The organism is Cyclobacterium salsum (genome assembly GCF_010119245.1).
In the GTDB taxonomy this organism is placed as follows: Bacteria; Bacteroidota; Bacteroidia; order Cytophagales; family Cyclobacteriaceae; genus Cyclobacterium; species Cyclobacterium salsum.
This window is the reverse complement of record NZ_WNKG01000006.1, coordinates 405,223-429,403: the sequence shown is the minus strand read 5'-3', so window position 1 is coordinate 429,403 and position 24,181 is coordinate 405,223. Positions and strand designations below refer to the sequence as shown.

The window sequence follows — 24,181 nt, the reverse complement described above, 5'->3', positions numbered from 1 at the left end:
TTACTCTTGCTGAAAACTCATATCAGGAGTATAGAGCAATTGGTTGTTCTCAAAATCATATAATGTAAGTTTTCTTAGCTCATAATAAGCTGTCCAATAATCCCTCAAAGATTCTATATACTGCCGTCTGTTAATATCTTTATCCTCCTGGGCAATGCCCAGGTCCGTAATGGACACATTCCCACTCTGATACCTGCGGAAAGAAATCTCATACCGCTTATCCGCTACTTCATCGGAGGTTTTGGTGATTTCCAGCCGGTCTTTTAACATGATGAAATTCCGAACGCGTGTAAAGATTTCCTGTTCAAAATTGATGATTTCCTGATCAATTTCATATTCGGTCAATTTCTGATTGGACCTGGCGATACTCATTCTGGCCTTGTTTCTGCCCCAATCCAAAATGGGAACCTGAATACTTAGATTAACCAAAGCCTGGGTATTGGGGTTATTGTAAATTTCCCCCCACATCAAAGCTGCCTTGTTGTAGCCATAACTGGCATTCAGGTTCATTTGAAAGCGATCTCCCCTTGCCTGGGCAACCTCTGCCTGGGCCTCCATTCGTTGCCTCTCAAAACTGATGGCATCGGAACGGTTTTGGAAAGCATACTCAATGGCCTCTTCTACGTTCACCTCAAATTCAGGGATATCATTCGGTAGCGCCAGATTCAGGTTGACTGCCTCATTCAAACCTATATAGGATTTTAGTCTCAATGAACGGGCTTCCATATCCAGTCTGGCCTGTGCCACGCCCTGTTTGGCTTTTAATACCTGTAATTCCACTTGCAAAAGTTTGTCCTCATAGGTTGTCCCAATATTGTACCTGCCTCTTTCAATTTGAAGAATGGCCTCAGAGTTTTCTAAATTTTTGGTGGCAATGTCCAGGTTGACCTGAGCTACCAAAAAATCAAAAAACATTTCGGCAACGAACTGGCTGATGTCCTCCATTTCCTCCACAAACTCCCTTTTGCTCTCTTCAAACCGGATCGGTTCTATCTTCCGGTCCCATTTGTATGGATTAAAGGCAAATATGGGCTGGTTCAAATTCACATTAACAGGTACTCCGCTCCAACGGGTTTGGTTGGAACCATCTACAGACAGGAAATTATCAAATCTATTGGTAGAACTATTCACAGAAATGGTTCCACCCGTGGGGCTAATTACCTGCCTGAGGCCCAATTCCAAATCCACCAGATTTTGTCTTACCTCCCGGAACTCAATCGTGCCATCAGGTTGGGTGACATTGTTAAATGCCTGCGAATACTGAGGAAGGGTACCCTCCAATCGGAGCTGTGGATTAAAATTGGCTCGATAAAGCCGATAATACCAATACCGGTTCTCCCTTCGGGTATCAGCCCTCAGGGCTGCAGGGGATTGGGCCTTGGCCCTGGCAATAATATCTTCCAGCGTATAGCTTTCGGTCTCCTGACCTTGCACAGAAAAAATGGCCATAAAAAATATCATGGCCAGAAATAGAGTAGACGTTTTATTCATAGCGTAATGAGGTTATCGGATCCTGACTGGCCGCCCGTTTGGCTGGCGTAATTCCAAATACCAAGCCCACCGTGGCGGCGACTCCAAATGACAAGAAAATAGAACTCAAGGTAATGACGGTAGGAAACTCGGCGAAGGTAGACACCAAATGCGCCAAAACGATTCCCAAAATAACACCAATCAGTCCACCAGAAACACTTATCATAATAGATTCAAATAGAAACTGATTCACAATATCGTTCTTTTTTGCTCCCAACGAAAGCCTTAGGCCAATTTCTTTTATTCTTTCCATCACGGACGCTAACATGATGTTCATGATACCGATTCCTCCCACCAGCAGCGAAATGCCTGCGATGGCCCCTAATACGATGTTAAATATGTTTTGTGTACGTTGCTGTTGCTTGAGAAGTAGCTCCGGGATTGTGATTTCAAAATCCACTACATTGAAATGCCTCCTTTCCAGCATTTTGGCCAACACTTCAGCCGTCGGATTGAGTCGCTCGCTATCAGACACCTGAATGACCATTTTATCTATCTGATGATAATTACTTGAGCCACCTCCTTCATCATCATTCAACTGTGATTCTGTAACCAAATCCCTGTTTTTGTACCGAATAAGCATGGTTTGGATGGGAATGTAGACATCCATATTAAAATCCCTTATTCCCAATTTAGAAATACTGGATTCTGACACCAATCTTTCCTCCAAAATACCGATTACTTCCAGCCACTGATTACCACTTTTGATTTTATTCCCAATCGGGCTTTGATTGGGGAAAAACCGGGCCGCTACATTTCTTCCGATAATACATACCGGATCACCATTGATCAGGTTTTTTTCGCTAAACATCCTCCCCTCTCTCAGTTGAAAGTCCAGCACTTCAAAATAGGCGGGCTTCACGCCCACCAGTTTGGCAGACCTCCTGATTCCACTTTTTACGATGTAGGTATCCATGACAATTTCCGGACTGATTTTGTTTATGCCAGGTATAATATTCCGTATCGCCTCCGCATCATCCAGTTTCAATCCGGGAGAAAATTGATTTCGTTCTTTTTCCAGGCTACTATTTTCGTCCAGTTGTTCCTCTACCTGCTCCACTACCGGCTCCACCACGATGTTATTCACCCCAACCAATTTGATTTGTTCCATGATTTCTTGCTGGGCACCGGTTCCTATAGCCAACATGGCAATGACCGCAGCGACACCAAAGATAATGCCCAAAGCAGTGAGTAAGGAGCGTACCTTATTGGCTAATACCGCCTCGAAAGCGATATAAAAATTGGCTAAAAGCCTTTCATTAAACATAAATTAACTTGTAATAGGGAAAAGGTATCTATTTTCAAAAACGTCTTAAGGGGAGGTATTATTCATACTTTGGCTTAGGGAAGAAACTTCAGCAACGGGCTCCTCATCCTGATCGTCCAGGTTCCTTTTACCATTCAATTCCTCCAATAAATTGACAGCGAGATTTTCGCCCCAGTTTGGAGTATTTAAATAAACGTAGTCTCCTTGGTTCAATCCCTTTTCGATGACCACATCATTGGCATTCGTCATTCCCAGCAACACTTCCTGCTTGACACCATTGCGAAGGTACACGTAATTAATACTGTCATTTTCAACATTTACCGCCTCCAAAGGAACATACATCACATCATTTAACTGATCGGCGATGATGGAATTACTGGATGTCATGGACGGTCTCAGCACCGGGTCGCTTTCATTTACTTCAATAATCACTTCGAAGACTTTGGCATCCGAATTCGGCCTCTGTTGGCCAACATTTGCAACTTTCGTCACTTCTCCCGTGTATCTTTTATCCGGGAAAGCGTCCATTCCCATTTCTACTTTTTGCCCTACCTTCACCCTTCGGATATCCACTTCATTTACGTAGGTTATACTTTGCATGGTAGTCAAATCGGGCAAGGTTGCTACGACAGGGTTCCAGGTGCTTATCTGCGAGCCCTCTTTCACTTTGCTTCCTCTGTAGTCTACATAAATTACCATACCGTCCTGAGGAGCCGTAACCACAAATTTATCCAACACTTCTACCATTTGGTTGACCTCCAACTCATCTTCGCGAAGTTTGGCAGCGATCTCCATCATTCTGGCCTTTTCCTGCAAGGTCTTGATTCGGTACCGCTCTCTTGCCTGATCCAATTCCCTCTTGGCTTTTTCTACATTGTATTCGTTTTGCTTAATGATAGCCGGTGGCTCAAACTGCGATTGCTCCAATACCAATTCCTGTTCTTGCACAATGTATTCCTGATTTAGAATATTGTCCCGCTCCACTCGTAAATTCAATGAGGTATCCAGTTGAATTTGTTCGTACTGAGCCCGGGTTTGCTCCAGGTCCAGACGCCTGTCCTCCAAGCGGCCAAACAGCTCTGTTTTATCAATGGAACAAATAAAATCTCCCTTCTCAACCACCGTACCCTCATCTACCATCTTATCGATGGTAAAATTTCCAATCCTGAATCGACGTGCCTCAGCAGGCCCGAACACTTGTACGGACCGGAGTGCTTCCAGTTCTCCGGAAGTAGTAATTTCAACTCTAAACTCTCCTTTATCGACAGTAGCCAGTATATCGTTCTCCACCCCCGCACTACTTGAGGCAAAAAAGAAGTACAAACCGCCAATGACGATGATACTTCCGATAGCTACGTAAATTAAATTCTTTTTCATTTTTTCTCTATTTACACTTCAAAGGTAACTATTTCACCTTCCAAGTCCTTCCCAATGAGCCTATTATTTGGCCATTGACATAAAATGTAAGTACATTCCTGTTTATTTCGTTTATAAAAATCAGCTCCCTCTCCTTTCCAAACTCTAATAAGTTTAATTTAACAGCAGGGCTTTCTTTTTGTTGCCAATTTCTATCTTTGTTCGATGAAATCATTGATAAGTTGGACGATCCGGTACATTCCGCGAAAATACCTGCAGCTGTTCAGCCATATTTTTTTGCGAATAGCAGCTGTCTTTTATAGAGGAAATAGGGTTCGATGCCCCATATGCAGCAGGAGTTTCCGTAAGTTTTTACCTTACGGCAGAGTGGGCAGGGAAAACGCACTTTGCCCAAATTGCCTGGGCCTGGAAAGACACCGGCTGATGTGGCTATTCCTGCAGCAGAAAACGGATTTTTTTACCAAGCAGCTGAAGGTCCTCCACGTGGCACCGGAACTTTGCTTCCTGAAGCGGTTTGAAGCCCTGAAAAACCTGGACTACATTACCGGGGATTTAGAATCTCCCCTTGCTAAAATTAAAATGGACATTCACCAAATCCCCTTTCCAGACAATACCTTCGATGTGGTTTTTTGCAACCATGTACTCGAACATGTGAAAAGCGACATAGATGCCTGTAAAGAAATCAATCGGGTACTAAAACCTGGCGGCTGGGGCATTTTGCAATCCCCCGTATACGACCTGGATAAAACACTGGAAGACACCAGCATCACAGATCCTGTCGAAAGGGAGCGGGTTTTTGGCCAACGCGACCATGTTCGGAAGTACGGAAAAGATTATGCCGAAAGACTAAGCACATCGGGATTAAACGTGAGAGAAATCCCCTTTGTCAGGGAAATAGATCCCCATTTGATCCATCAACATGCCCTTCCCGAAACAGAAATGATTTACTTCTGTAGCAAAGGCTAAAGCTCCGGTTTCCTCTTTTCCTGAACCTAAGCTGCCTGCTTTATCCCAGTTTTTCCAACAGCACCTTGACAATTCTTCCGGCCGTTTTACCGTCCCATAAATGGGGCACCTGACCCGTTTTCCAGCTACCGGAAAATAGTTTTTCCATGGCGGGCGGGATGGCTTTTGGATCCGTACCCAGCAATTCATTTGTGCCCTGGGTGATGGTTTCCGGTCTTTCGGTATTGTCCCTTAGGGTCATACAAGGTATGCCCATGACGGTGGTTTCCTCAGTGATCCCTCCCGAATCGGTTACCACCGCTTTGGCTTTTTCTACCAAATAATTAAATTCCAAATACCCCAATGGATCAATCATATGCAGCCGGTCATGACTTATTCCAATATTTTGGAGCATTTTCTTCGTCCTGGGATGGACGGGAAATACCAAGGGTAGATCCAGTGTATGGTCCACAATTTTTTGAATCAGTTCTTTTAACTTTTCCTCCTGATCTACGTTTGCCGGGCGGTGCAGGGTCATTACCAGAAATTTGCCTTTTTCCAGGTTTAGCCGGTCCCATACTTCGGGTTTTTGAAATCGTGACCGATGTTTTAGCAAGGTATCTATCATGGTATTCCCCACAAAAAAGATACGGTCCTCACCCACTCCAGCATTTTTCAGATTCGTATTGGCTACCTCAGAAGTAGTAAAAAAATAATTGGTAATGCTATCCGTAACCATGCGGTTGATCTCTTCGGGCATGGTCCAGTCACCGGAGCGAATGCCAGCTTCCACATGGGCCACTTTTACAAGGAGTTTCTGAGCCGTGATCGCACAGGCCATGGTTGATGTCACGTCTCCCACCACCAAACAAAGATCCGGCTTGTTGGTTTCCAGCAATAATTTTTCATAGCCGATCATAATGGCTGCTGTTTGTTCGGCCTGGCTGCCGCCACCGGCACCCAGATTTACGTCAGGTTCCGGAATACCGAGCTGCTCAAAAAAACTACCCGACATGTTTTTATCGTAATGCTGACCGGTATGAATCAACCGAAAAGTAATGTCCTTCCCATCCGATGAGGCTGCCTTGATCGCATCGATTATGGGAGAAATCTTCATAAAATTAGGCCTTGCCCCTGCAATTAAATCTATCTGTATCATGGATTAAAAATTTTATTTCTCAAGTTTACCAAATTTATTTGAAAATAAGTGAAAAAAACACGTGAACTATTTCGGAAAATTTAAGGATAATGGTGCCTATTCCCTAAATGCCGGCGGCTTTCGGATCTTCGTCCCCTGTTCATATCCATAAGCTATTTCGAGTAATACCGGTTCGGACCAGGCCGTACCAAAAATGGAAATCCCCACTGGCAGTCCATCAATAAAGCCCATGGGGAGGGTTACATTTGGATATCCTGCATGGGCCGCCGGAGAGGAACTTCCCAGATGAAAAGCATCTCCATTGATCCGGTCTGTCTTCCAGGCCGGGCCTCCCGTGGGTGCTATGATCGCATCCAAATCATGCTCTTTCAGCACCTTATCCATTCCCTCTTCCCGGCTCATCCGCAGCAAGGATGCCAGTGCCTCCTGGTAAGCATCCTCCTCCAGGCTCCCTTTTTCCTGGGCCTGTTCCAAGTACAGTTGATTGTAATGCCGCAATTCAATGCTGTCATTTTTATTGAAGGCGATCAATTCTTCCAGACTTTTTATGGGGGCATCTGGTCCCAACGCGGCAAAATACCGGTTCAACCCCTCTTTGTATTCATAGAGCATTACTTGCAGGGAATGAGCGCCAGTGCCCGGAGGCTCAATGCGTTCAACGGGAATAATTTCCGCCCCTTCCCTTTCCATTTGGGCAACGGCTTCTTCCATTAGCTTGTCTACCTTAAAATGCCTCCCTGAAGGTCCCTTAAACCAGCCAATTCGCTTTCCTTTCAATCCATCCCTATTTAAGAACTGCAGGTAATCCAGCGAATAATTTCCAGCACTGGCCAGCGTTTTTTCATCCTGAGGATCTACCCCCACCAGGCTGCCAAGCGCCATCGCGGCATCTTTCACGGTTCTTGCCATGGGCCCGGGAGTATCCTGGGTATCCGAAATAGGAATTACCCCGGACCGACTTACCAATCCAACCGTAGGTTTGATGCCTACAATCCCATTTGCATGCGAGGGGCAAACGATCGATCCATTGGTTTCCGTTCCGATGGCCAAAACAGTCAAATTAGCGGATACCGCTACGGCAGAGCCCGAGCTGGAGCCGCAAGGGTTTCTGTCCAGAAAATAGGGATTCTTGGTTTGGCCTCCCAAACCACTCCATCCGCTGCTGGACAATTCCCCCCGAAAATTGGCCCACTCACTCAAATTAGCCTTCCCCAGAATAACGGCACCTGATTGCCTTAGTTTTTTTGCAACAAAACTATCTTTCAGCGGTTGTGAACCGGCTAGTGCCCGGGAACCGGCAGTGGTAGCCATCGCATCCCGGGTATCCAGATTATCCTTTAATAATACCGGAATTCCGAATAAGGCACCAGTGGCTTCCCCCGAAGCTTGAAGCCTATCCAGGGAATCGGCAATTTTCAAGGCATCCGGATTGATTTGTAAGACAGCATTTAATTCAGGGCCGGATTGATCAATCGACTCAATTCTTTCCAGGTAGGCAGTTACTACTTCTCTCACGGTGAGCGTACCATTGGCATATCCCTCCTGAAAATCATCGATTTGCCATTCCTCATAAGCAAATTTTCCAGCAGAACTTTCCTTTTTATCCGAACCCTGGCAGGCGAAAACGACCAGCGGAATCAGCCACTGAAAAAGCAATTTAATTTTAGAACTTTTAGACATGCGCATATTTCATTCAATTATCTCTATCCAATTTTGTGCCCACGGCACGTATTAATGCCGATTCTCCTACATGAAAAGTACCTTCATTGAGGAAATCGGTCACTTCTTCTAACAACTCCCATTGAAATTCGGGGAAATCCTCTCGAATAATCTCCAGGGAGAATAGCATCCCTTCATCCTTGGGACCGCCTGCTTTTGGATTGGCCCGGCTCAGCGCAATATGAGCTTTGGCGAATCCTTCTACTATTAATTTCCCCCCGGGCTTGACAAAAGAGGAAAGTTTCTGATGGTAGCCATGCCTTACCTTTTCAGGGAAATGAGCGAAAAATAAACCTAAAAGATCAAATGATTCTTTCTTATATTCAACTTGCTCAAGGTCACTAACCAGGTATTCAATCACTACTTTTTCCTTTCCTGCCAGCCTTTCGGCTTTTTTTCGACCTTCTTCACTCCAGTCAAAGGCCGAAACATCCCATCCCAATTTGGCAGCAAATACAGCATTCCTCCCCTCCCCTTCCGCGGGTAGCAGTAGTTTTCCCGGGTCAAGTAGATTTATTTTTGAAGCAAAAAAAGCATTTGGTGCTTCTCCATATATGAAGGCTTCGGATCGATACCGTTCATCCCAAAATGTTTTCATGTGTTTATAATTGTCTTTTTGCGGTCACATAGCCTGTCCCGATACCAAATCGGGAGAATCTTTGACGATTAAAATAATCATTGCCCTGTGTGTTTAATGATGATTTTAATCGTGTCGATTTCATCTTTTTTGTTTTTATAATGGCAGCAAGTTCGTAGTTTTCTGCTACGGAAACTATCCTTACGATACTTGGTCAGTTAGAAAAGCAAAATTTACCAATAAAAATGAAAAATTCGGTGATTTATCTCATTTTCCTCCTGTTTCTGGGGATCTCGCCCTCCATGAGCCAGGAAGACCCTTTTCTAAGAGATTTTTTGATACGATGGGAACAATCCAGGAAATATTTTATTGAAGTTGCCAATGCAATGCCTGAAGAAAACTATTTCCACACCCCTTATCCGGAAGGGATGACCTTTGCCGAACAGATGATGCATGTGGGGGTAATCATAGACTGGCATGCATTTAGTAAATTTGGTGGTAGGAATACCGAAATTCGATGGGATGATTTCAAAGCAGAGGGAAAAAGTAAGGAACAATTGATCCAACTAGTCAATTCTGAATTCGAACGTGCGGCTGATTTGGTTCGTGATGTTAACCCCGAAAAATTAGACGAAACTGCTTCCTACGCTGATTTTACACGTACCAGAAGGCAATTCCTGCTACTATTGGCGGATCATGTCAGCCATCATCGGGCGCAAATGATCGTCCTGCTACGGCTGCAGCAAATCGAACCTCCTAATTATATCCATTTCCAATAACGGTAAGGGATCTTTTCTCGGATTTTTCTACGCCAAGATCTTCACTCCGGTACTTTACGATTACTGAATACGTTCCCTCCATCGCCTCTTTGCCATTAAGAAAGCCATCCCAGGAACAAGCCGGGCTTGCCTGACCACCCCTTAATTCCTCACAATAATAAATCAACGCTCCGTTTCGGTTGTAAATAAAAACCTCCAACCAATCGATTTCTGGCGCGGCATAAACGGTAAACTCCCTTTGAGGGTCGCCGGGCACGAGGGCATTCGGATACCGGACCAAGATGACGCAGTTCTCTTCGACAGAAAAGGCCTGTTCCTGAGAGCAGCCAAGAGTATCCGCCACTTCCACCCGATAATTTCCAGATGAGCCGGGCATGAAGCTGGCGGATTCACTCAGCAAACTATCTTCCAGATACCAGGCATAGGAGTCAAAATCACCCGGGTCGAGTGTGGGCCTTCGGTTTTCAGCACTGCATAAGGTGTAGGTAGCTGCCAAATCGATAGGAGCAGGGGCTATTTCTTCCACCTCGTATACAACTCCATAAAGCCTGCAATTTATTTCATTTCTCAAAACCAGTTCATAAACACCGGGCTCATCCACCTCGATTTCCAACTGGTCATCATATTCAAAGAGCCAGGTATTATCCCCATTTTCATCTACTTTATACCACTCCACCTTGTCTACGGTTTCTCCGGTCACCTGGGCTTTTAACAATGATAATCCCCCTTCTCCGCAAAGGGGAGTGCCCTCTATAGATGCATCGGCATTATTCTCAGGTATGGTTACTTCGAAAGCTATCGGAGAAACGGGGCAGGCACTACTCCCACGGGGCTGGACTTCCAATAAAAAATTACCCGTGGAAGGAGGGAAAAATTCCAAGTCTCTTGCCAGAATGGTTCTATCTTCTGTCATCCAACGAATAATAACCTCGTTTGGATCTTTTCCAAAAAGCTCTACTCCAAATAGTTGATTTCCAAAGCAGTTAATGATTCGTTGATTCACATCGTATTCCAAGGGTTCATTGACAGTCACTTCAATTAACCTGGTCCTGGGACAACGAGCGGAAGCAGCATCATCTGGTCTGCCAGTAAGTCGGTAGGTCCCTGTCTGGTCAATAGGAAACCCTCCGTCCTCCACAGCTACCTCGCTACCATCAGGAGCGAGCATTTGGAATGAAAGTGCTTGAGGGGTATCTGGAACTAGCGAATAAAGTTGACAAACGTTTAATGTAGCAGGAACCGAAAAACTGACCTGGCCTGCTCCTGTCAGGGTATAGGTTTGCGATTTGGTACTGCTACAGGCACTTTCATCACTCACACTTACGGTGTACGTTCCGTTAGGTACCTCTATTTCCACCCGGGTTTCATTTTGGAAATCTCCCTGAAAGATACGGCCATTTTCGCCTGCTATCCGGTAGGTACCGGAAACCGACAATCCCATAAAATCCAGAAACAGAAAGCCCCTTTCCAATCCCGAATCCGAACAAGTAGAAGGAACAGAGGTGACTTCAAAGTCAATGCCCTCTGACGGGTTTTCATTTTCAATACTGATCGATCGCGTCACCTCACACGTACCTGCACTCGCCGTGATCGTATAGATTTTCGGTTCAAGACCGGTAATGGTTCGCTTTTCTCCTGCGGCAATCTGGTTGATAATGACTTCCTCTCCTCCGCCAATTCGAACCGAGTTGAGCGGCGTATTGGCCTGAATCTCAAAAATCCCGGTAGGTGATTGACAACTTTCAGCGTCACTAACCTTTGTGACCGTAAAATCAGGAGCGTTTTTTACTTCCAAATCAAATGAATACTCGACGTCGCAACCGGGCCTATCGGGGTCCTCTATGCTAAAAAACACAGTATATGTCCCGACTCCGTCCAGCTCATCGGTGTCGAGAGCAAGCTCGTAGGCATCTTCGATAAATGTTTTCTCCGGTGAGCCGTTTTTTTGGTAAAACCAGGAAGCAAGGTAGGGAGCATCCGGACGATAATTAACCGTGCTACCTAAACAAGCTTCAGTAGCGGAAGGTACCACATTCACGGAAATGGAGGGGCCTACGAAAGTAGTGGCTACGGCTTCGCAGGCCACTGAACTGACCTTTGCATAGTACCGCCCAGGTTCTGTGGCCAGGTATGTATTTCCAGTTCCAATCACCGTGTTGGATGGATTGAGCCATTCAATGGTAAAGTTGCCACTGGTTGCATCCACCGGGTCCAGGGCTTGCAGCATCACTGGTTCACTGCCGCAATAAACCACATCCGGAGGTAAAACAAAGGAAGGTCCCCGTTCCACAGTAACGGTTTGCGATGCTTGGTAGTAGTTCTGATTACCGCCCCGAATTACCCGCAAACTGACTGTAAATAGCCCCGTAGAAGTGAATGGAAACGAAATCTCACTGGACGCTTCACCGCCCGACTCGTAAAAAACCTCAAAACCGGTAGCATCGGTAATGCTCCAAATGTATCGGTCTGTAACCGGATCACCACCGGCCGAAAAATCGGCATAGGCAAAACCGCCATTCAGACAGACCCCCTCCGGACCTTCCAAAAGCGGTTCGATAAAATTCGCTTTGGAGAACCCCTCATTAACCTCAAAGGCGGTAAATAACATTACCGGCAAGGAAAAGAACAACAATAGAAATCGAACTGACACCTGATCGTTTTAGTAACAAATTACTTGTATGATAAACTTAGCCATAACCTGTAAGCAGATACAGTACCAAAACGCCCGAAAGGCTGAAAATAGTTGATTTGTCTTTTCCCTGAAACAGGAAAAAATCAACGAATAAAGACCCATTCATCCGGGCTGCTTTTATTTTCAGCGTATTCGTAACCGTCCCTATGGAAGGTTTTTAAATTTTCAGGGTCGGTCAATTTATTTTTAATGATAAAATCCGTCATCGTGCCCCTGGCTTGTTTTGAGAATATTCCGATATTTTTATAAGTACCGTTTTTGTACTCCTTAAACACCGGATGGATAACGCGTGACGCTAACGCTTTTTTATTCACGGCTTTAAAATACTCTTTTGATGCCAGGTTTACAATGGGCTGCCCATCAGAAATGGTATTAATGGAATCGGTGATCTTTTTTCCCCAATAATCATATAGGTTGCTCCCCTTTTTGGTCTTGAGACGGGTTCCCATCTCTAACCGGTACGGCTGGATTAGATCCATGGGTCGGAGCAAACCGTACAAGCCCGACAAAATTCGCAGGTGTTCCTGTGCAAAATCAAAATCTTCTGCAGAGAATGATTCCACGTCGATATGGGTGTATACATCTCCCTTGAATGCCAATAAAGCTTGTTTGGCATTTTCCTGGGTATATTCATCCACAAAATGTTTGTACCGTTCTTCATTAAGGGCAGCCAGGTTCTCACTAACTCCCATTAGCTTCTGAATGGATTTAGCGGATTTTTTCTTCATAATACCTGCCAGTTCTTTGGCCTCTTTCTGGAATTGAGGTTGGGTGCTAAAGGATACTTCGCTACTGCTATAATCCAATGTCTTTGCGGGTGAAATCAATACTATCATAAATTATTCGATGACTACAATGGCGTCTCTTATTGTTTTCTGAATCATTTGTTCTTCATTGGTAAACTTCACTACTACCGGATATGTTCCAATAGGGACTTTACTTCCATTTACGATCCCATCCCAGCTGCAAACGGACACATTTTCGGTTATGTTTTCTTCCTCACAGAAATAAACTAATTCTCCCCATCTGTTGTAAATATAAACCACCAATGTATCTACCTGGCCTTGTGTATATAGTACGAAATTCCTGTTGGGATCATCCGGCCGAATGGCATTGGGAAACCTAACATCAATTTCACAAATTTCTTCTACCGTAAAATCCAAAACAAACTCACAGCCAGCCTCATCCACTACCCTAAGCTCGTATAATCCCGGTAGTTCAGGAATAAACAGGGCTTCCTCACTGATAAGCTCCTCCTCTCTGTACCACTCATAAGATGCCCATTCGCCCACGTCCAGGGTAACCAGATCCCCTGAGGAAGTACAAATTTCATAATTTTCCATCAATACAGGAGGCATCGCATCTGAAAAAATAATTTCTATGGTTTCCGATCCGAGCAGGCAGCCCGAGGGGCTTAGCAGACGAATTTCATAAGTACCCGGGTTATCCACCACCAATACGGAATCCGTCTCTCCTTCCATGAGGTTGCTGGCCGTGCCAACCATATAATACCACTCAATCTGCTCCACCTGAGAAAAATCCGCCGCTGCAATAATTTCGGTACTCAAAACTCCCCCGCATAAGCCCGGACTACTCAAAGACACCTCTGCTTCATTTCCTGATCCAATCTCATATACTTCCGGATCAGGGATCGCACAGCCTCCCAGATCGGTAACCTCTACCAGGTATTCGCCCTCTGGTAAGTCGACGCGAATGCTATCCTCTCCCGTAAAGGCGGCAGTAACCTCTTCTCCTGTTACCAGATTCTGAATGCGGTAATTGCCCGAAGCGGACCCACTATTAAATGTAATAAACACAGCACCATCCTGCACCCCATCTGCGTTACAGGATTCAGGCGCAACCGCCACATCGAATACCGTATCTGCAGGTGGGTTGGCATTTTCGATGACCGCAACCTGAGAAGTGGGACAACCTCCGGAATAAGCCGTAAATGAATAGCTCCCTGGGGCCAGACCTGTGAATTCAATCTCTTCTCCGGCTTCCAGGTCCAGAAAAATTTCATCGGTATCCTCTGAAAGCAAACTGTCCAGTGGAGTACCTGCTTCCAATAGGACACTGCCGTCTCCAATCTCACAACTTTGTGCCGGGCTGATGGCTGAAAGCGTAAATTCCGGAATGGGATTCACCAATAGGCTTGCTGTTCTCTCCACCGTACAGGTACTGTCCAGTGGATCCTGCGCCTGAAACAGGATGTCAAAGGAACCCGGTCCCTCCAGATCTCCCGTATTGAATTCCAGCACCTGCGTGTCACCCAATAGTTCATATTCTGCTCCACCTTCCGGTCTTATAGACCATAATCCCGAAACAGGCGTATCCGGATTAAAGGTAACCTCCTCCCCATAGCAAACCTCTTCAGCCGACTGCTCCAGTTCAAATTCGAACGGAGGTCCCACGAAAACAGATTGGGATACCGGACAGGTTTCAAAAAGCTCGCCATCTTCCCCATCCGGCAAGGCATACGACACGGTGACGGTATAAATACTTTCTTCAGTTACTTCCACTTCATTGGTAGTAGCGATGATTTCCCCGGCCGCATTCTCCCATACAAATTCATACTCCCCCAGGCGTGGATCTTCCGGGTCCACAGCTACCAAATTTTTAACATCACCACAAAGTGACACCTCATCAGGAAGAATTATTTCGGGAGAGGCGACTACTTCCACCTCCATCGAAAAAACTTCCTCCCAGGGAGTACCGCATCGATCTACTTCCAGTTGGACGGTAAATACACCGACAGTATCGAACGCATATTCCAAATCCTGGAATTCTTCTCCCCCGTTAAGAAATTCATCTACCATTTCGCCCTCTTCGTTAAAAATGGTCCAATTATAAAGATCAATATCCGGTTCACCTCCTCCTTCAAACAAACCCACTGCTCCTTCCTCATCGGAAAGGCAAAGCCGGTCCGGGCCGTTCAGACTCGGGTCGGGAATGTTGCTACCTGAATTTTGCACGTATGCCGGGAGCCCTAAATTGGCCGTTCCGGGCATGGCATCTACCGCATTTTGATTGAAAGTAGAAGGGGTACACCCCGATCCGATCTGAATCTGGCCAATTAGATTGGAGCCAACTACGGCTGCATAAACCTGGCCGTCCGGACCGATCTGAAGGGCTCCCAAATCCAGGCCTCCGGTTCCCGAAACAGTCGCCCGGCTATTCAGAATACAGCTTTCTATGGCCGCCTGATCGTTGGCCGTCTCAAAGCATTCGGGGCAGGTACTGGTCACCGGATTATCAGGGTCGGTCTCATCGGTTTCTTCGGCACTTTGTACAAAAAACTCCTCCACTCCCGGCCCACCGTTTCGGTAGGACACAAACAAACGGGCAGCATCTGAAGAAAATTCCAATCCATACACGTCTCCATCTGCTCCCAAATCCAACGTGGCGTAAGGAGTCATCTCTCCGGTACTCTGGTCAAAATCAAATATTTCCACCCAATTGGTCCCTCCTTCGGTATAACTTACCGCTAATTTACTGCCATCTCCTGAAAATTTAAGGGTACCGATACCGTCCCCGTAATCGTGGTCGCCTCCTATTGAATTAAAAACCGGTTGCCCAATTCCCTCTGAGGAAACGGGGTACATCCGGAAAGCATCGGTGCCCTTTTCGTGAAAAGCAACCCAGGTGGTGTCGCCGGAGTTGAACGCAGCAGAATGTTCGGTTGCCGGACTAAACAGGAAATTGTCCTTGGTAACCACATTCCCGATTCCCTGAGGATTATCTCCCTTGATGTCCACCAGGGAATAGTTTACTTCATTTTCGCCGCCAGCACCCTGCTGGGTGGTGAACAGATAATACAAAGTTTCATCTGAGGCCACTGGAATCGCCAGTACACTTCCGGTAGACAGGTTGTCTCCTCCGATGTTTTCGCCATTCTGCATGGCGTTTCCATTTAGATCCCAGACCGTTTCTCCATCGGTGTAGAACAATACCTGGCCTGCCTGATCGGAAACCGTCGTCACACCCGCTGGTATGTTCTGAGGATGAGGGGAGGCTATTGGGCGAGGGGTGGGGGCATCCGGGTCATCGGGATCCGGGTTGAAATCAAGGCCTGCCCCGTCACCAAAATACCAAATATTATTGGTTTGATCCTCCACATCCCACATTTTCACACGTATGCTCGCATAGGCATAGCAGGTGGAACCTTGTTCCCTGACCAACACCCAGTAAAATCCAGGTCGGCATATTTCGTTTGGCGCTTCCGGCCCCCAGCCTTCTTCACGTTTATTAGACCAGAAATACTCGTAGTTTTGCTGTTCTTGCCCTTGCCCACCGCCAGGTTGCTGTCCCACGCCAGGAATCCCTCCAATACCACCGCCTCCGGGTTGTCCGCCAGGCTGGCCTCCCCCTTGACCTCCTTCTTCCCCGCTTTGGGCTTCTACCAAAGGCATCAGGTCCAGGCAGGACGGCTCACAAAGTGTCGTATCTGCAGGATTAAACTGCACCGTTAAATTATTCTCGGTAAAAGAAATATTCTTCGTCACGTTGCTGGTTTCTCCATTGGGATAGGTAACCGTGAGGTTTACCGTTACTTGCTGCTCAGAGGTGGCATCTCTGGGAAGCAGCAGGTGCTCTGCATTCAGGTCCATTTCTATTTCTTCCCCTTCCTCATCGGTAAGTGGCGGCAATATTTCCCATTCAAAACTTACCGGTTGGTAATTCATGGGGCTTATGACACTCGTCAGCTGAAGCGGATTATTCATACAGGGCATTTCGGGTTCCCAGGTAAAATCGGCCATCGGATCAACATCGATGGTCGGAGCAAACTGAGGGAAAACGGTACCGCAAAAATCCGTTCCGTTAAAGGGTAATTCCTCAATATCCAGGCCAGCCAATAGCCATTCATCCGGATTAGTTACCCTACCGATGTATTGAGGCCCACCTTCTACTTCCTCGTATATATAATAAAGCTGTCCATCGGGTCCATTTTTCACATCGTAAATGGCGTGGATTTCATTGGTAAGGGGAAGACTGACCGCCCCGGAATCGGGTATTTCGGATGGGTCTGGCTCCGGATCCAGGCCTGAAGGGTCTCCGATAAAATACCGAATCAGCTCATCTCCCTGGGAGTAATACAGAAAATCACCATCCGGGGATACGGTCAGCCCTCCAATTGGTTCTTCCCCTCCCGTATCTGCTAACGTTTCCGGCGAGCCAAAAACACCCGAAGCGGTATCAAAAGAAAGGGAGATCAGATCCGCTCCTGCCGATTCGGGAAGCAGGTACACGGTTCCGGAATCTTCGTCATAGACGAGGGCGGAAGGGGTAACATCTAGCGGTATTCGTGCTGTTTCGGTAAATTGACCCTGCATGTCTTCCACGCGTCTGGCTACCAATTCACCGTTTTCAACACTCAACAAGTAATTCGAAGAACTTCCGGATTTCACGACCATTATAGGGCCCTCAGCATCGCTAATAACTCCGCCCGGGGAAACAGAACCGGCAGGTGGCTGGTTGGCAGGAGCACCGCCCTGATCATTCATATCGACCAAACTGTATTCCAGCTCACCGGCAGGACTGGTATAAAAAATATAAAATTCCTTTGCCCCTCCCGGTTCAGGATCGAAATCAAGGGAGGCTATGGCCACGGATTGCCGGTCCGTTTCCACTCCCCCCAATTCACCAACCACTCCCTGCATGGCTTCATTGAGGTAATTATAGACCAGCGCACCGTCCGTGTAAAATAAAATTTCTCCTGTAATAGGATCTATGGCCATGGCAGAATTGGCCTTGCCCAGGGTTATATTTCCGGGAAGCGTGGCGACGCGGGCTTCCTGGTCCTTGCCAAAGGTGAGGTAACTATTTTCTCCTCCTTCACAGTATCCGAATATCCATTCATTTTCGTTAAAACCTTGGGAATAAGCCAAAAAAGGGGCACAAAGTCCAATAAGTAAAAATATTGCTCTAAAAATAAAATCAATTATGGTGTTAAAATAGTTAGATTTCATAATTTACATGCTGCTTTGCATACACTGGAAAGCAGTAAAACGTTTATAAACTGTCTGGTATCCAATAAACGAATAAATCTTTGTTTCAGTCACAAATACGTATAGTTTTTTTAGTCCTTGCCGCTGGGTGTATCGCTGGGACGAGTTTTGCCCAGGATCCGCAATACAGCCAGTATTATGCGGCTCCGCTTTATTTGAATCCCGCCTTTGCCGGCTCGGAACTGGCTACCCGGGTGGGAGTAAATTACCGAAGCCAGTGGCCTGGATTGGAGGCAAGTTTCTCCACATTTTCTGCCTATGCGGATACATTTTTGGACGAATACAACACCGGCGTAGGTTTTTTGGTAACCAACGACACGGAGGGGGCTGCGGGACTACGATCCACCCATGTCTCCGGAATGCTTTCTTATGAATTAAAACTTGCAGACAATCTCTACCTGAGACCGGGATTTCAAGCCAGCTATTTACGTAGAGATATTGGTTTTTATGAAAATTTGGTCTTTGCCAATCAAATAAATCCAACCGACCCCTTTGGTCCCATCCTCCCTGGCAATGACCTTCAGGGATTCGGTGAACCGGTAAATCTTCTTTCCCTATCCTTTGGAGGCTTGGTTTTTACCGATAATTTCTGGTTCGGGCTTTCCACACACCACGTAAACCAACCCAACCAGAGTTTTATTGAAGAAGGAATAAGTCGCTTACCCATTAAGTATTCTATTCATACCGGTTACCGGATTTCCCTTGGCAGGGGATCGGCTCGCAGGGATTTTACACACACCTACCGGCAACGGTATTTTACGCCTACGATCAATTACAAGCGACAGGGACCTTTTGAACAATTGGATGTAGGGGCTTACTTTTACCTGGAGCCAGTGGTCTTTGGTCTTTGGTACCGGGGACTTCCCTATAAACCCGTCGAAAACCAAAGCAACCGCGATGCGCTTGTCCTCATGGCCGGTTTTAATTTACCTTCGGGCCTGAATATTGGGTACAGTTTTGACTACACTGTATCTCAATTGGGGATTCAATCGGGAGGAGCGCATGAAATCAGTATTTCCTATATATTCCCACCCAATGATCCCGGGGCTCCCAGAAAAAGAGATACCATTCTTCCTTGTCCCAAATTTTAATACTTTTGCAGCATGGACCAGGATACAATTAAATACCTCTTAATGGGGATTATCAGCCTTTCTTTTCTGTTCGAAAAAACAATCAGTTTTCTGAATGTCAGCCGAAAAACAGGTCCAGTCCCCAAAACATTGGAAGAATACCTCGATGAGAAAACCCTTACCCGAAGCAAGGAATACCAACGAACAAATTACTATTTCGGGATGGTTTCCGGTCTCTTTTCCTTATTATTAACCCTTGTTTTTATACAATTCGGTTTTTTTGGATGGCTGGATGAGTGGCTACGGCAATTTGGTTTGTCAGACCTGTTTTTGTCCATCGCTTACTTTGGTGTATTGTTTATCGGCTCAGATATCCTTTCCATCCCTTTTGACTATTACCATACGTTCAGGATTGAAGCGGAATATGGATTTAACAATACAACGGTCAGCACCTTCTTTGCGGATAAAATCAAAGGGTACCTGCTGTCTGTAGCCATTGGAGGAACCCTGCTTTTCGTTTTGCTTTGGTTGGTATTAGCAATTGGTAATGATTTCTGGTGGATTTTCTGGCTTATTTCGGCTTTATTTATCGTATTGGTTAACCAGTTTTATTCCGCCCTCATTTTACCTCTTTTTAATAAACTAACTCCCCTTAAGGAAGGAGAACTTAAAGACACCATCCTCAATTATGCGCAAGCCGTCGGGTTTTCGCTGGAAAATGTTTTTATCATAGACGGTAGCAAACGATCCTCAAAGGCCAATGCCTTTTTTTCAGGAATTGGAAAACGAAAAAAAGTGGTACTATACGATACCCTGATCGATCAACATACACCGGATGAACTTGTGGCAGTGCTGGCGCATGAAATCGGCCATTACAAAAAAGGCCATATAAAAACCGGATTGGTAACAGGAATTCTTCAAACCGGCATTATTCTTTATTTGCTGTCGCTGCTTATTTTTAATGAACAAATCAGTTTTGCCCTGGGAGGTGCCGTATCCTCTATTCATTTAAATATCGTGGGGTTTACCATGCTGGTATCTCCCCTGTCTATGATCCTGGGCGTGGGCATGAATTCGGTAAGCAGGAAGCACGAATATGAAGCGGATACTTTCGCCAAACGCACCTATTCAGGAAAGCCATTGGCTGAAGCACTCAAAACCCTTTCGGCCAAAAACCTTTCGGATATCAATCCCCATCCCCTATACGTTTTTGTCAACTACTCTCACCCTCCACTCCTTAGTCGATTAAAAAGACTGGAATAAGGGCATTGCTTTTCTATACTGAGTAAGCTATCTTTATTCGTTATCCCAAAGAGGACATTGGGGATAGGCCGGAAACGAGTGGGTTAAACAACTTACCCACACCACTTTATAGGGCGTTCTCTTTGTAGAGAAAAAAAGGGGTTACCCCGGTTTTTAAAACGGCCTTTAAAATAAAAAGATTTGGCTGGCAAAATGATGGAAAACATGCAACTACAACTTCAACAACTGGGCGTTCACGAAAACCTCCTTTCAAAAGCTGAAAAAGAGTTTCTTCAAACGGAAGGATACCTCAATTTGGGGAAATTACTTACCGATGAAACAGTGGCAGTTTTACGCGCCAAAATCCAGGAATTGCTCGAAGAGGAAGGAGATCGGGCCGGGATCGAATTGATGCAGTCTCCCAACATCCGACACCCAAAAGAACCGGGATCCGAACGGTTGGGAGATCTTGTTAATAAAGGAGCGGCATTCGATCTTTTCTACACCCACCCTAAAGTATTGGCTGCCATATCCTGGGTGTTGGGAACCTCTTTCAAATTATCCTCGCTAAATTTCCGCTCTGCGCTACCCGGTGCAGGCCTTCAAAAACTTCATGTCGATTGGCCGGAAGCGGTTAAAAACGGGGACTTTCAGGTGTGCAACTCGATTTGGCTGCTGGATGACTTCCATCAAGAAAATGGAGCTACCCGGGTTGTTCCTGGAACGCACCTGAAAAGTACCTTACCACAGGAAGAAATGGATAATGCAATGGATTCTCATCCGGATGAAATTGTCATCGAAGCACCGGCGGGATCCGTGATCGTGTTTAATTCCCACACCTGGCATGGAGGAACCAACAACCAGACTTCCTCAGCCAGAAGGGCTATCCACAGCTATTTTTGCCGAAGAGACCAAGTTCAACAAACCAACCAAAGACAGTATATACGACCTGCCACCTTGGAAAGAATTAGCCAGGAAGGAGCTTACCTATTGGGACTTAACGACTGAGTTACAGGAAGTCTATATCCGTATAAATGGGATATTTCATCAGGGATTGCAGGGCGGCTTCCACCTTATAATCTTCAAAAAGTACCCGGTATAAATTTTCTGTGATGGGGGCTCTGCGATTTGTGGATTCCAGGTAACGTTTGATAAGCTTGACCGTATTGATACCCTCGGCTACTTCCTCCATATCGGAAGTGATGTCCACGAGTTTTTCCCCTTGAGCCAATCGAAATCCCAGGGTATAATTGCGGGAGAGGGTAGAATTGCAGGTAGTCACCAAATCCCCTATCCCGGCAAGTCCCAGAAAAGACTTTGTGCCGCCACCCATGGCATTCCCCAGATGAATTAATTCCACCATTCCACGGGAAACCAATAAACCCTTGGCATTGTCTCCCAGCCCCAAACCAGATAGGGCACCCGCAGCGATGGCGATGATATTTTTTAAAACGCCAGCAAGTTCTACTCCGATAATATCGGAATTGCCATATACCTGAAAATTATCCGATCTCAGTAGGCGCTGCCCTTCGCTAATTACTTCATTGTATCGACTGGCTACCACGGTGGCTCCCGGCTGATGCTCCAGTAATTCCTTAGCCAGGTTAGGACCGGCCAGACAGCCAATTCGCTCTACTACGGTTTCTTTTAAGATCACCTCACTCATTGTACAAATATGCTCGCGGGTGATGCGGGTGATGTTTTCCAGCGTCTTACCTTCTGGTAAATTTAGGGAAAGCCCTTTGGTCCCGTGAATTAAAAAATGATAGGGGTGAAGGTAGGGGGCAAACTGAACCATCACCTCCCTAAAGCCCGACGAAGGTATCATGGGAAACATTACTTCGCAGGCTTCACAAAGCATCTCCGGGTCATTGGTGGCTTTAATTTTATCCGCCAGTTTTCGGTTCTTGACCGTATGCGTTTCATTGATGGCTTTTACGACGGCTTCATCCCGGGCATAAACCAGCACCTCATTTTTTTCTGCCAGCAAATTTGCGATGGCAGCCCCAAAACTTCCAATACCAATTACACCTATCGGTCGGGCATTAAATGATTTTTTCCAATTCATATCCATCCAGTCGGTTATGGTAATAATACAACAAACTAATATCTTCAGTTATCACATGCCCGTCTTCGGTACGGATCAGAGGCCTTTTGGCATGATACATACCCACGTTTTCCAAACCGTGACGTATGATTTCCTCGAGTGTCTTTTCCAAATGAGGAGCAATGCCCAATTTACCTGCTTCCTTTAAACGCTTGATTTCATCTAATACCTTTCCGCAGGCAGCCGAAAAGTCATCGAAGGGCAGTTGAATATCCTCCTCCGGGAGCTGTAACAGGCTAAACAAATCCAACTTTTCATTGCTACGCTGAATGAGTTGAAATGCGGTAAAGGCAACCAAATGACTACTAAAAACCCGGTTAATTTTATGGAATTCTTCCGCAATGCGTTTCCCAAGTTTTTTGGTATACTCTTCTTCCCTCTGCAGGTCAACCGTCACCTGGTTATTGGTCATGAAATAATCCTTGCAGTCTATCGGCCGGCCATGCCTGTCTCTGCTATTCCCCTTTTCATCCACGTAATTACCCAGAATATCCATTGCCTTTCCGATTGAAACGGATATGTCGGATCCTTTTGTGAAAAACTTTACCAGGAATTTTGAAATTTTATACGAGGTAGAAAATTCATCTGACTCACTGTAATACCGCTCCTGTCCGGTATAGTTCAGGTGTTCCTTTATCAGACTGGGGGCTTCCAAAACAAAATGGTAATTGATCGTGACGGGCACAATAAAAACCTTTCCCGGGTCTTCAGGCTCCGCCTGATAATTGGCTCGTTGGGCCTCAATGGCCGTACTGAGCAAACCAAGCTTTAATTTCGATTCGATCGTGCCACTTCTGGAACGCGTCCCCCCTGGAAAAAACAAACTATGACACCCGAACTGAATCGCTTCCCGGGAATAGGTTTTCAGGGTTTCCAGGTAAATTTGATTTTTCTTTCTCCGGTCCACCTTATAGGCCCCCAGCGCATTCATAAAATAGGCGAAAATCTGGATATTGAACAAGTTTAGCCCTGCTCCATAAATGAAAGGCGGCAGACCAAGGGTGCTGATCGTCCATCCAATCAGTATACTGTCCAAATTACTAAAATGAGTAGGCACCATGACAATGGTGCCTTTCGAAGCAAGCTCTCGCAATTGATCCGTTTCTCCAATAATCTGGATTTTATCTTGTAGACTGTATTGGTTGCTAAAAATAGATTTGAAACCCTTTACCCGGGAAGTATTCAGCAGGCGGGAAAATCCGAAGGTGACGATCCGGCGGGTCATTTTATAGTGACTGTGCTTAAAATTACTGGCAATTTCCTCTGCGTAGCGTTGCGTAATGGCCGTTAATAGTTGCAGGTACTTCGCTTTCTTATCCGACTCCTTGAGTTTTTGATCCACCCCGATGGCCAATAGGGAAGACTTCACCCTTGACCAGAATGACGCTTCATCGTCCGGATCTACCAGCCAGGGGTTTTGCTTAAGGCGCATTCTTTCCCGGTACAGGGTGACCTCCAATTCCTCTTTTAATGCTTGAACCTGATTTCCGGTTAGGTTTTTTATTTTTTCACTGCTGGACGCTACTACTTGTTGGATAAATTCTTTCCTGCCTTTACTCAGCCTTACCACTGGCCATTCGTCCTTTTTTGGCAATATGGGTTCGTATTGGTGCTTGATATAGTCGTCAGTCAATGGTTTGTCTTTTGGTTGGTCAAAGATAACCAAAAATAAAATTCATTAAACAGAATTATCAATAGGGCAGTTTTGT

Annotated in this window: 16 protein-coding genes; 5 read left to right on the top strand and 11 right to left on the bottom strand. The window is 45.8% G+C overall.

Translation table 11 applies throughout. The features are described from left to right. Genes GJS45_RS13110 through GJS45_RS13100 form a run of 3 tightly spaced genes read right to left on the bottom strand, consistent with a single transcriptional unit; the run spans nucleotide 1 to nucleotide 4,174 of the window. Nucleotides 1-1,491: a TolC family protein gene (locus GJS45_RS13110; RefSeq protein WP_162342293.1), complete on the bottom strand. Its 1,491-nt coding sequence runs from the start codon at nucleotides 1,489-1,491 to the stop codon at nucleotides 1-3. Further along, complete coding sequence (locus tag GJS45_RS13105; protein WP_162342292.1) at nucleotides 1,484-2,797, bottom strand: ABC transporter permease; 1,314 nt, start codon at nucleotides 2,795-2,797, stop codon at nucleotides 1,484-1,486. Before GJS45_RS13105 ends, GJS45_RS13110 begins: the two co-directional genes overlap by 8 nt. 45 nt (nucleotides 2,798-2,842) lie before the next feature. After that, on the bottom strand, nucleotides 2,843-4,174 hold the full coding sequence (locus GJS45_RS13100; RefSeq protein ID WP_162342291.1) for an efflux RND transporter periplasmic adaptor subunit: 1,332 nt from the start codon (nucleotides 4,172-4,174) through the stop codon (nucleotides 2,843-2,845). A 204-nt stretch (nucleotides 4,175-4,378) separates the two neighbouring features. On the opposite strand from GJS45_RS13100, the gene GJS45_RS13095 reads away from it, so the two are divergent. Then, nucleotides 4,379-5,140: a class I SAM-dependent methyltransferase gene (locus GJS45_RS13095; RefSeq protein WP_162342290.1), complete on the top strand. Its 762-nt coding sequence runs from the start codon at nucleotides 4,379-4,381 to the stop codon at nucleotides 5,138-5,140. 40 nt (nucleotides 5,141-5,180) lie between these two features. Here GJS45_RS13095 and wecB read toward each other — a convergent pair whose 3' ends face one another. The 3 genes from wecB to GJS45_RS13080 all read right to left on the bottom strand — a co-directional run bounded on the left by wecB (nucleotide 5,181) and on the right by GJS45_RS13080 (nucleotide 8,595). Further along, nucleotides 5,181-6,278, bottom strand: a complete 1,098-nt coding sequence (wecB, locus tag GJS45_RS13090; protein ID WP_162342289.1) for a non-hydrolyzing UDP-N-acetylglucosamine 2-epimerase — start codon at nucleotides 6,276-6,278, stop codon at nucleotides 5,181-5,183. A gap of 96 nt (nucleotides 6,279-6,374) precedes the next feature. Continuing rightward, entirely contained in the window at nucleotides 6,375-7,958 is a 1,584-nt protein-coding gene (locus tag GJS45_RS13085) for an amidase (protein ID WP_162342288.1), read from the bottom strand. Nucleotides 7,959-7,971: 13 nt separating this feature from the next. After that, nucleotides 7,972-8,595 (bottom strand): class I SAM-dependent methyltransferase, encoded by a 624-nt coding sequence (locus tag GJS45_RS13080; RefSeq protein ID WP_162342287.1) that lies wholly within the window; start codon nucleotides 8,593-8,595, stop codon nucleotides 7,972-7,974. Between the two features lie 224 nt (nucleotides 8,596-8,819). On the opposite strand from GJS45_RS13080, the gene GJS45_RS13075 reads away from it, so the two are divergent. Next, nucleotides 8,820-9,353 (top strand): DinB family protein, encoded by a 534-nt coding sequence (locus GJS45_RS13075; protein ID WP_162342286.1) that lies wholly within the window; start codon nucleotides 8,820-8,822, stop codon nucleotides 9,351-9,353. Here the strand turns inward: GJS45_RS13075 and GJS45_RS13070 are convergent. From GJS45_RS13070 to GJS45_RS13060, 3 genes are all read right to left on the bottom strand, one after another. Further along, nucleotides 9,331-12,003: a hypothetical protein gene (locus GJS45_RS13070; RefSeq protein ID WP_162342285.1), complete on the bottom strand. Its 2,673-nt coding sequence runs from the start codon at nucleotides 12,001-12,003 to the stop codon at nucleotides 9,331-9,333. The two genes, GJS45_RS13075 and GJS45_RS13070, sit on opposite strands and share 23 nt — an antisense overlap. 125 nt (nucleotides 12,004-12,128) lie before the next feature. Beyond that, the gene (gene yaaA / locus GJS45_RS13065; RefSeq protein ID WP_162342284.1) at nucleotides 12,129-12,881 is read right to left on the bottom strand and encodes a peroxide stress protein YaaA; all 753 of its coding nucleotides are present in this window, start codon (nucleotides 12,879-12,881) and stop codon (nucleotides 12,129-12,131) included. Between the two features lie 3 nt (nucleotides 12,882-12,884). Then, the gene (locus tag GJS45_RS13060; RefSeq protein WP_162342283.1) at nucleotides 12,885-18,014 is read right to left on the bottom strand and encodes a T9SS type B sorting domain-containing protein; all 5,130 of its coding nucleotides are present in this window, start codon (nucleotides 18,012-18,014) and stop codon (nucleotides 12,885-12,887) included. An 80-nt stretch (nucleotides 18,015-18,094) separates the two neighbouring features. Here GJS45_RS13060 and GJS45_RS13055 point away from each other — a divergent pair, with 80 nt between their 5' ends. The 3 genes from GJS45_RS13055 to GJS45_RS13045 all read left to right on the top strand — a co-directional run bounded on the left by GJS45_RS13055 (nucleotide 18,095) and on the right by GJS45_RS13045 (nucleotide 21,373). Continuing rightward, entirely contained in the window at nucleotides 18,095-19,144 is a 1,050-nt protein-coding gene (locus tag GJS45_RS13055; protein WP_162342282.1) for a PorP/SprF family type IX secretion system membrane protein, read from the top strand. A gap of 12 nt (nucleotides 19,145-19,156) precedes the next feature. Then, complete coding sequence (locus tag GJS45_RS13050) at nucleotides 19,157-20,386, top strand: M48 family metallopeptidase (protein ID WP_162342281.1); 1,230 nt, start codon at nucleotides 19,157-19,159, stop codon at nucleotides 20,384-20,386. A gap of 204 nt (nucleotides 20,387-20,590) precedes the next feature. Beyond that, nucleotides 20,591-21,373, top strand: a complete 783-nt coding sequence (locus tag GJS45_RS13045; protein WP_162342280.1) for a phytanoyl-CoA dioxygenase family protein — start codon at nucleotides 20,591-20,593, stop codon at nucleotides 21,371-21,373. Nucleotide 21,374: 1 nt separating this feature from the next. On the opposite strand, the gene GJS45_RS13040 is transcribed toward GJS45_RS13045, so the two are convergent. Further along, nucleotides 21,375-22,433, bottom strand: a complete 1,059-nt coding sequence (locus GJS45_RS13040) for an NAD(P)H-dependent glycerol-3-phosphate dehydrogenase (RefSeq protein WP_394366588.1) — start codon at nucleotides 22,431-22,433, stop codon at nucleotides 21,375-21,377. After that, entirely contained in the window at nucleotides 22,411-24,105 is a 1,695-nt protein-coding gene (locus GJS45_RS13035; RefSeq protein ID WP_162342278.1) for a 1-acyl-sn-glycerol-3-phosphate acyltransferase, read from the bottom strand. The genes GJS45_RS13040 and GJS45_RS13035 overlap by 23 nt, the downstream gene beginning before the upstream one ends. Nucleotides 24,106-24,181: the final 76 nt, after the last annotated feature.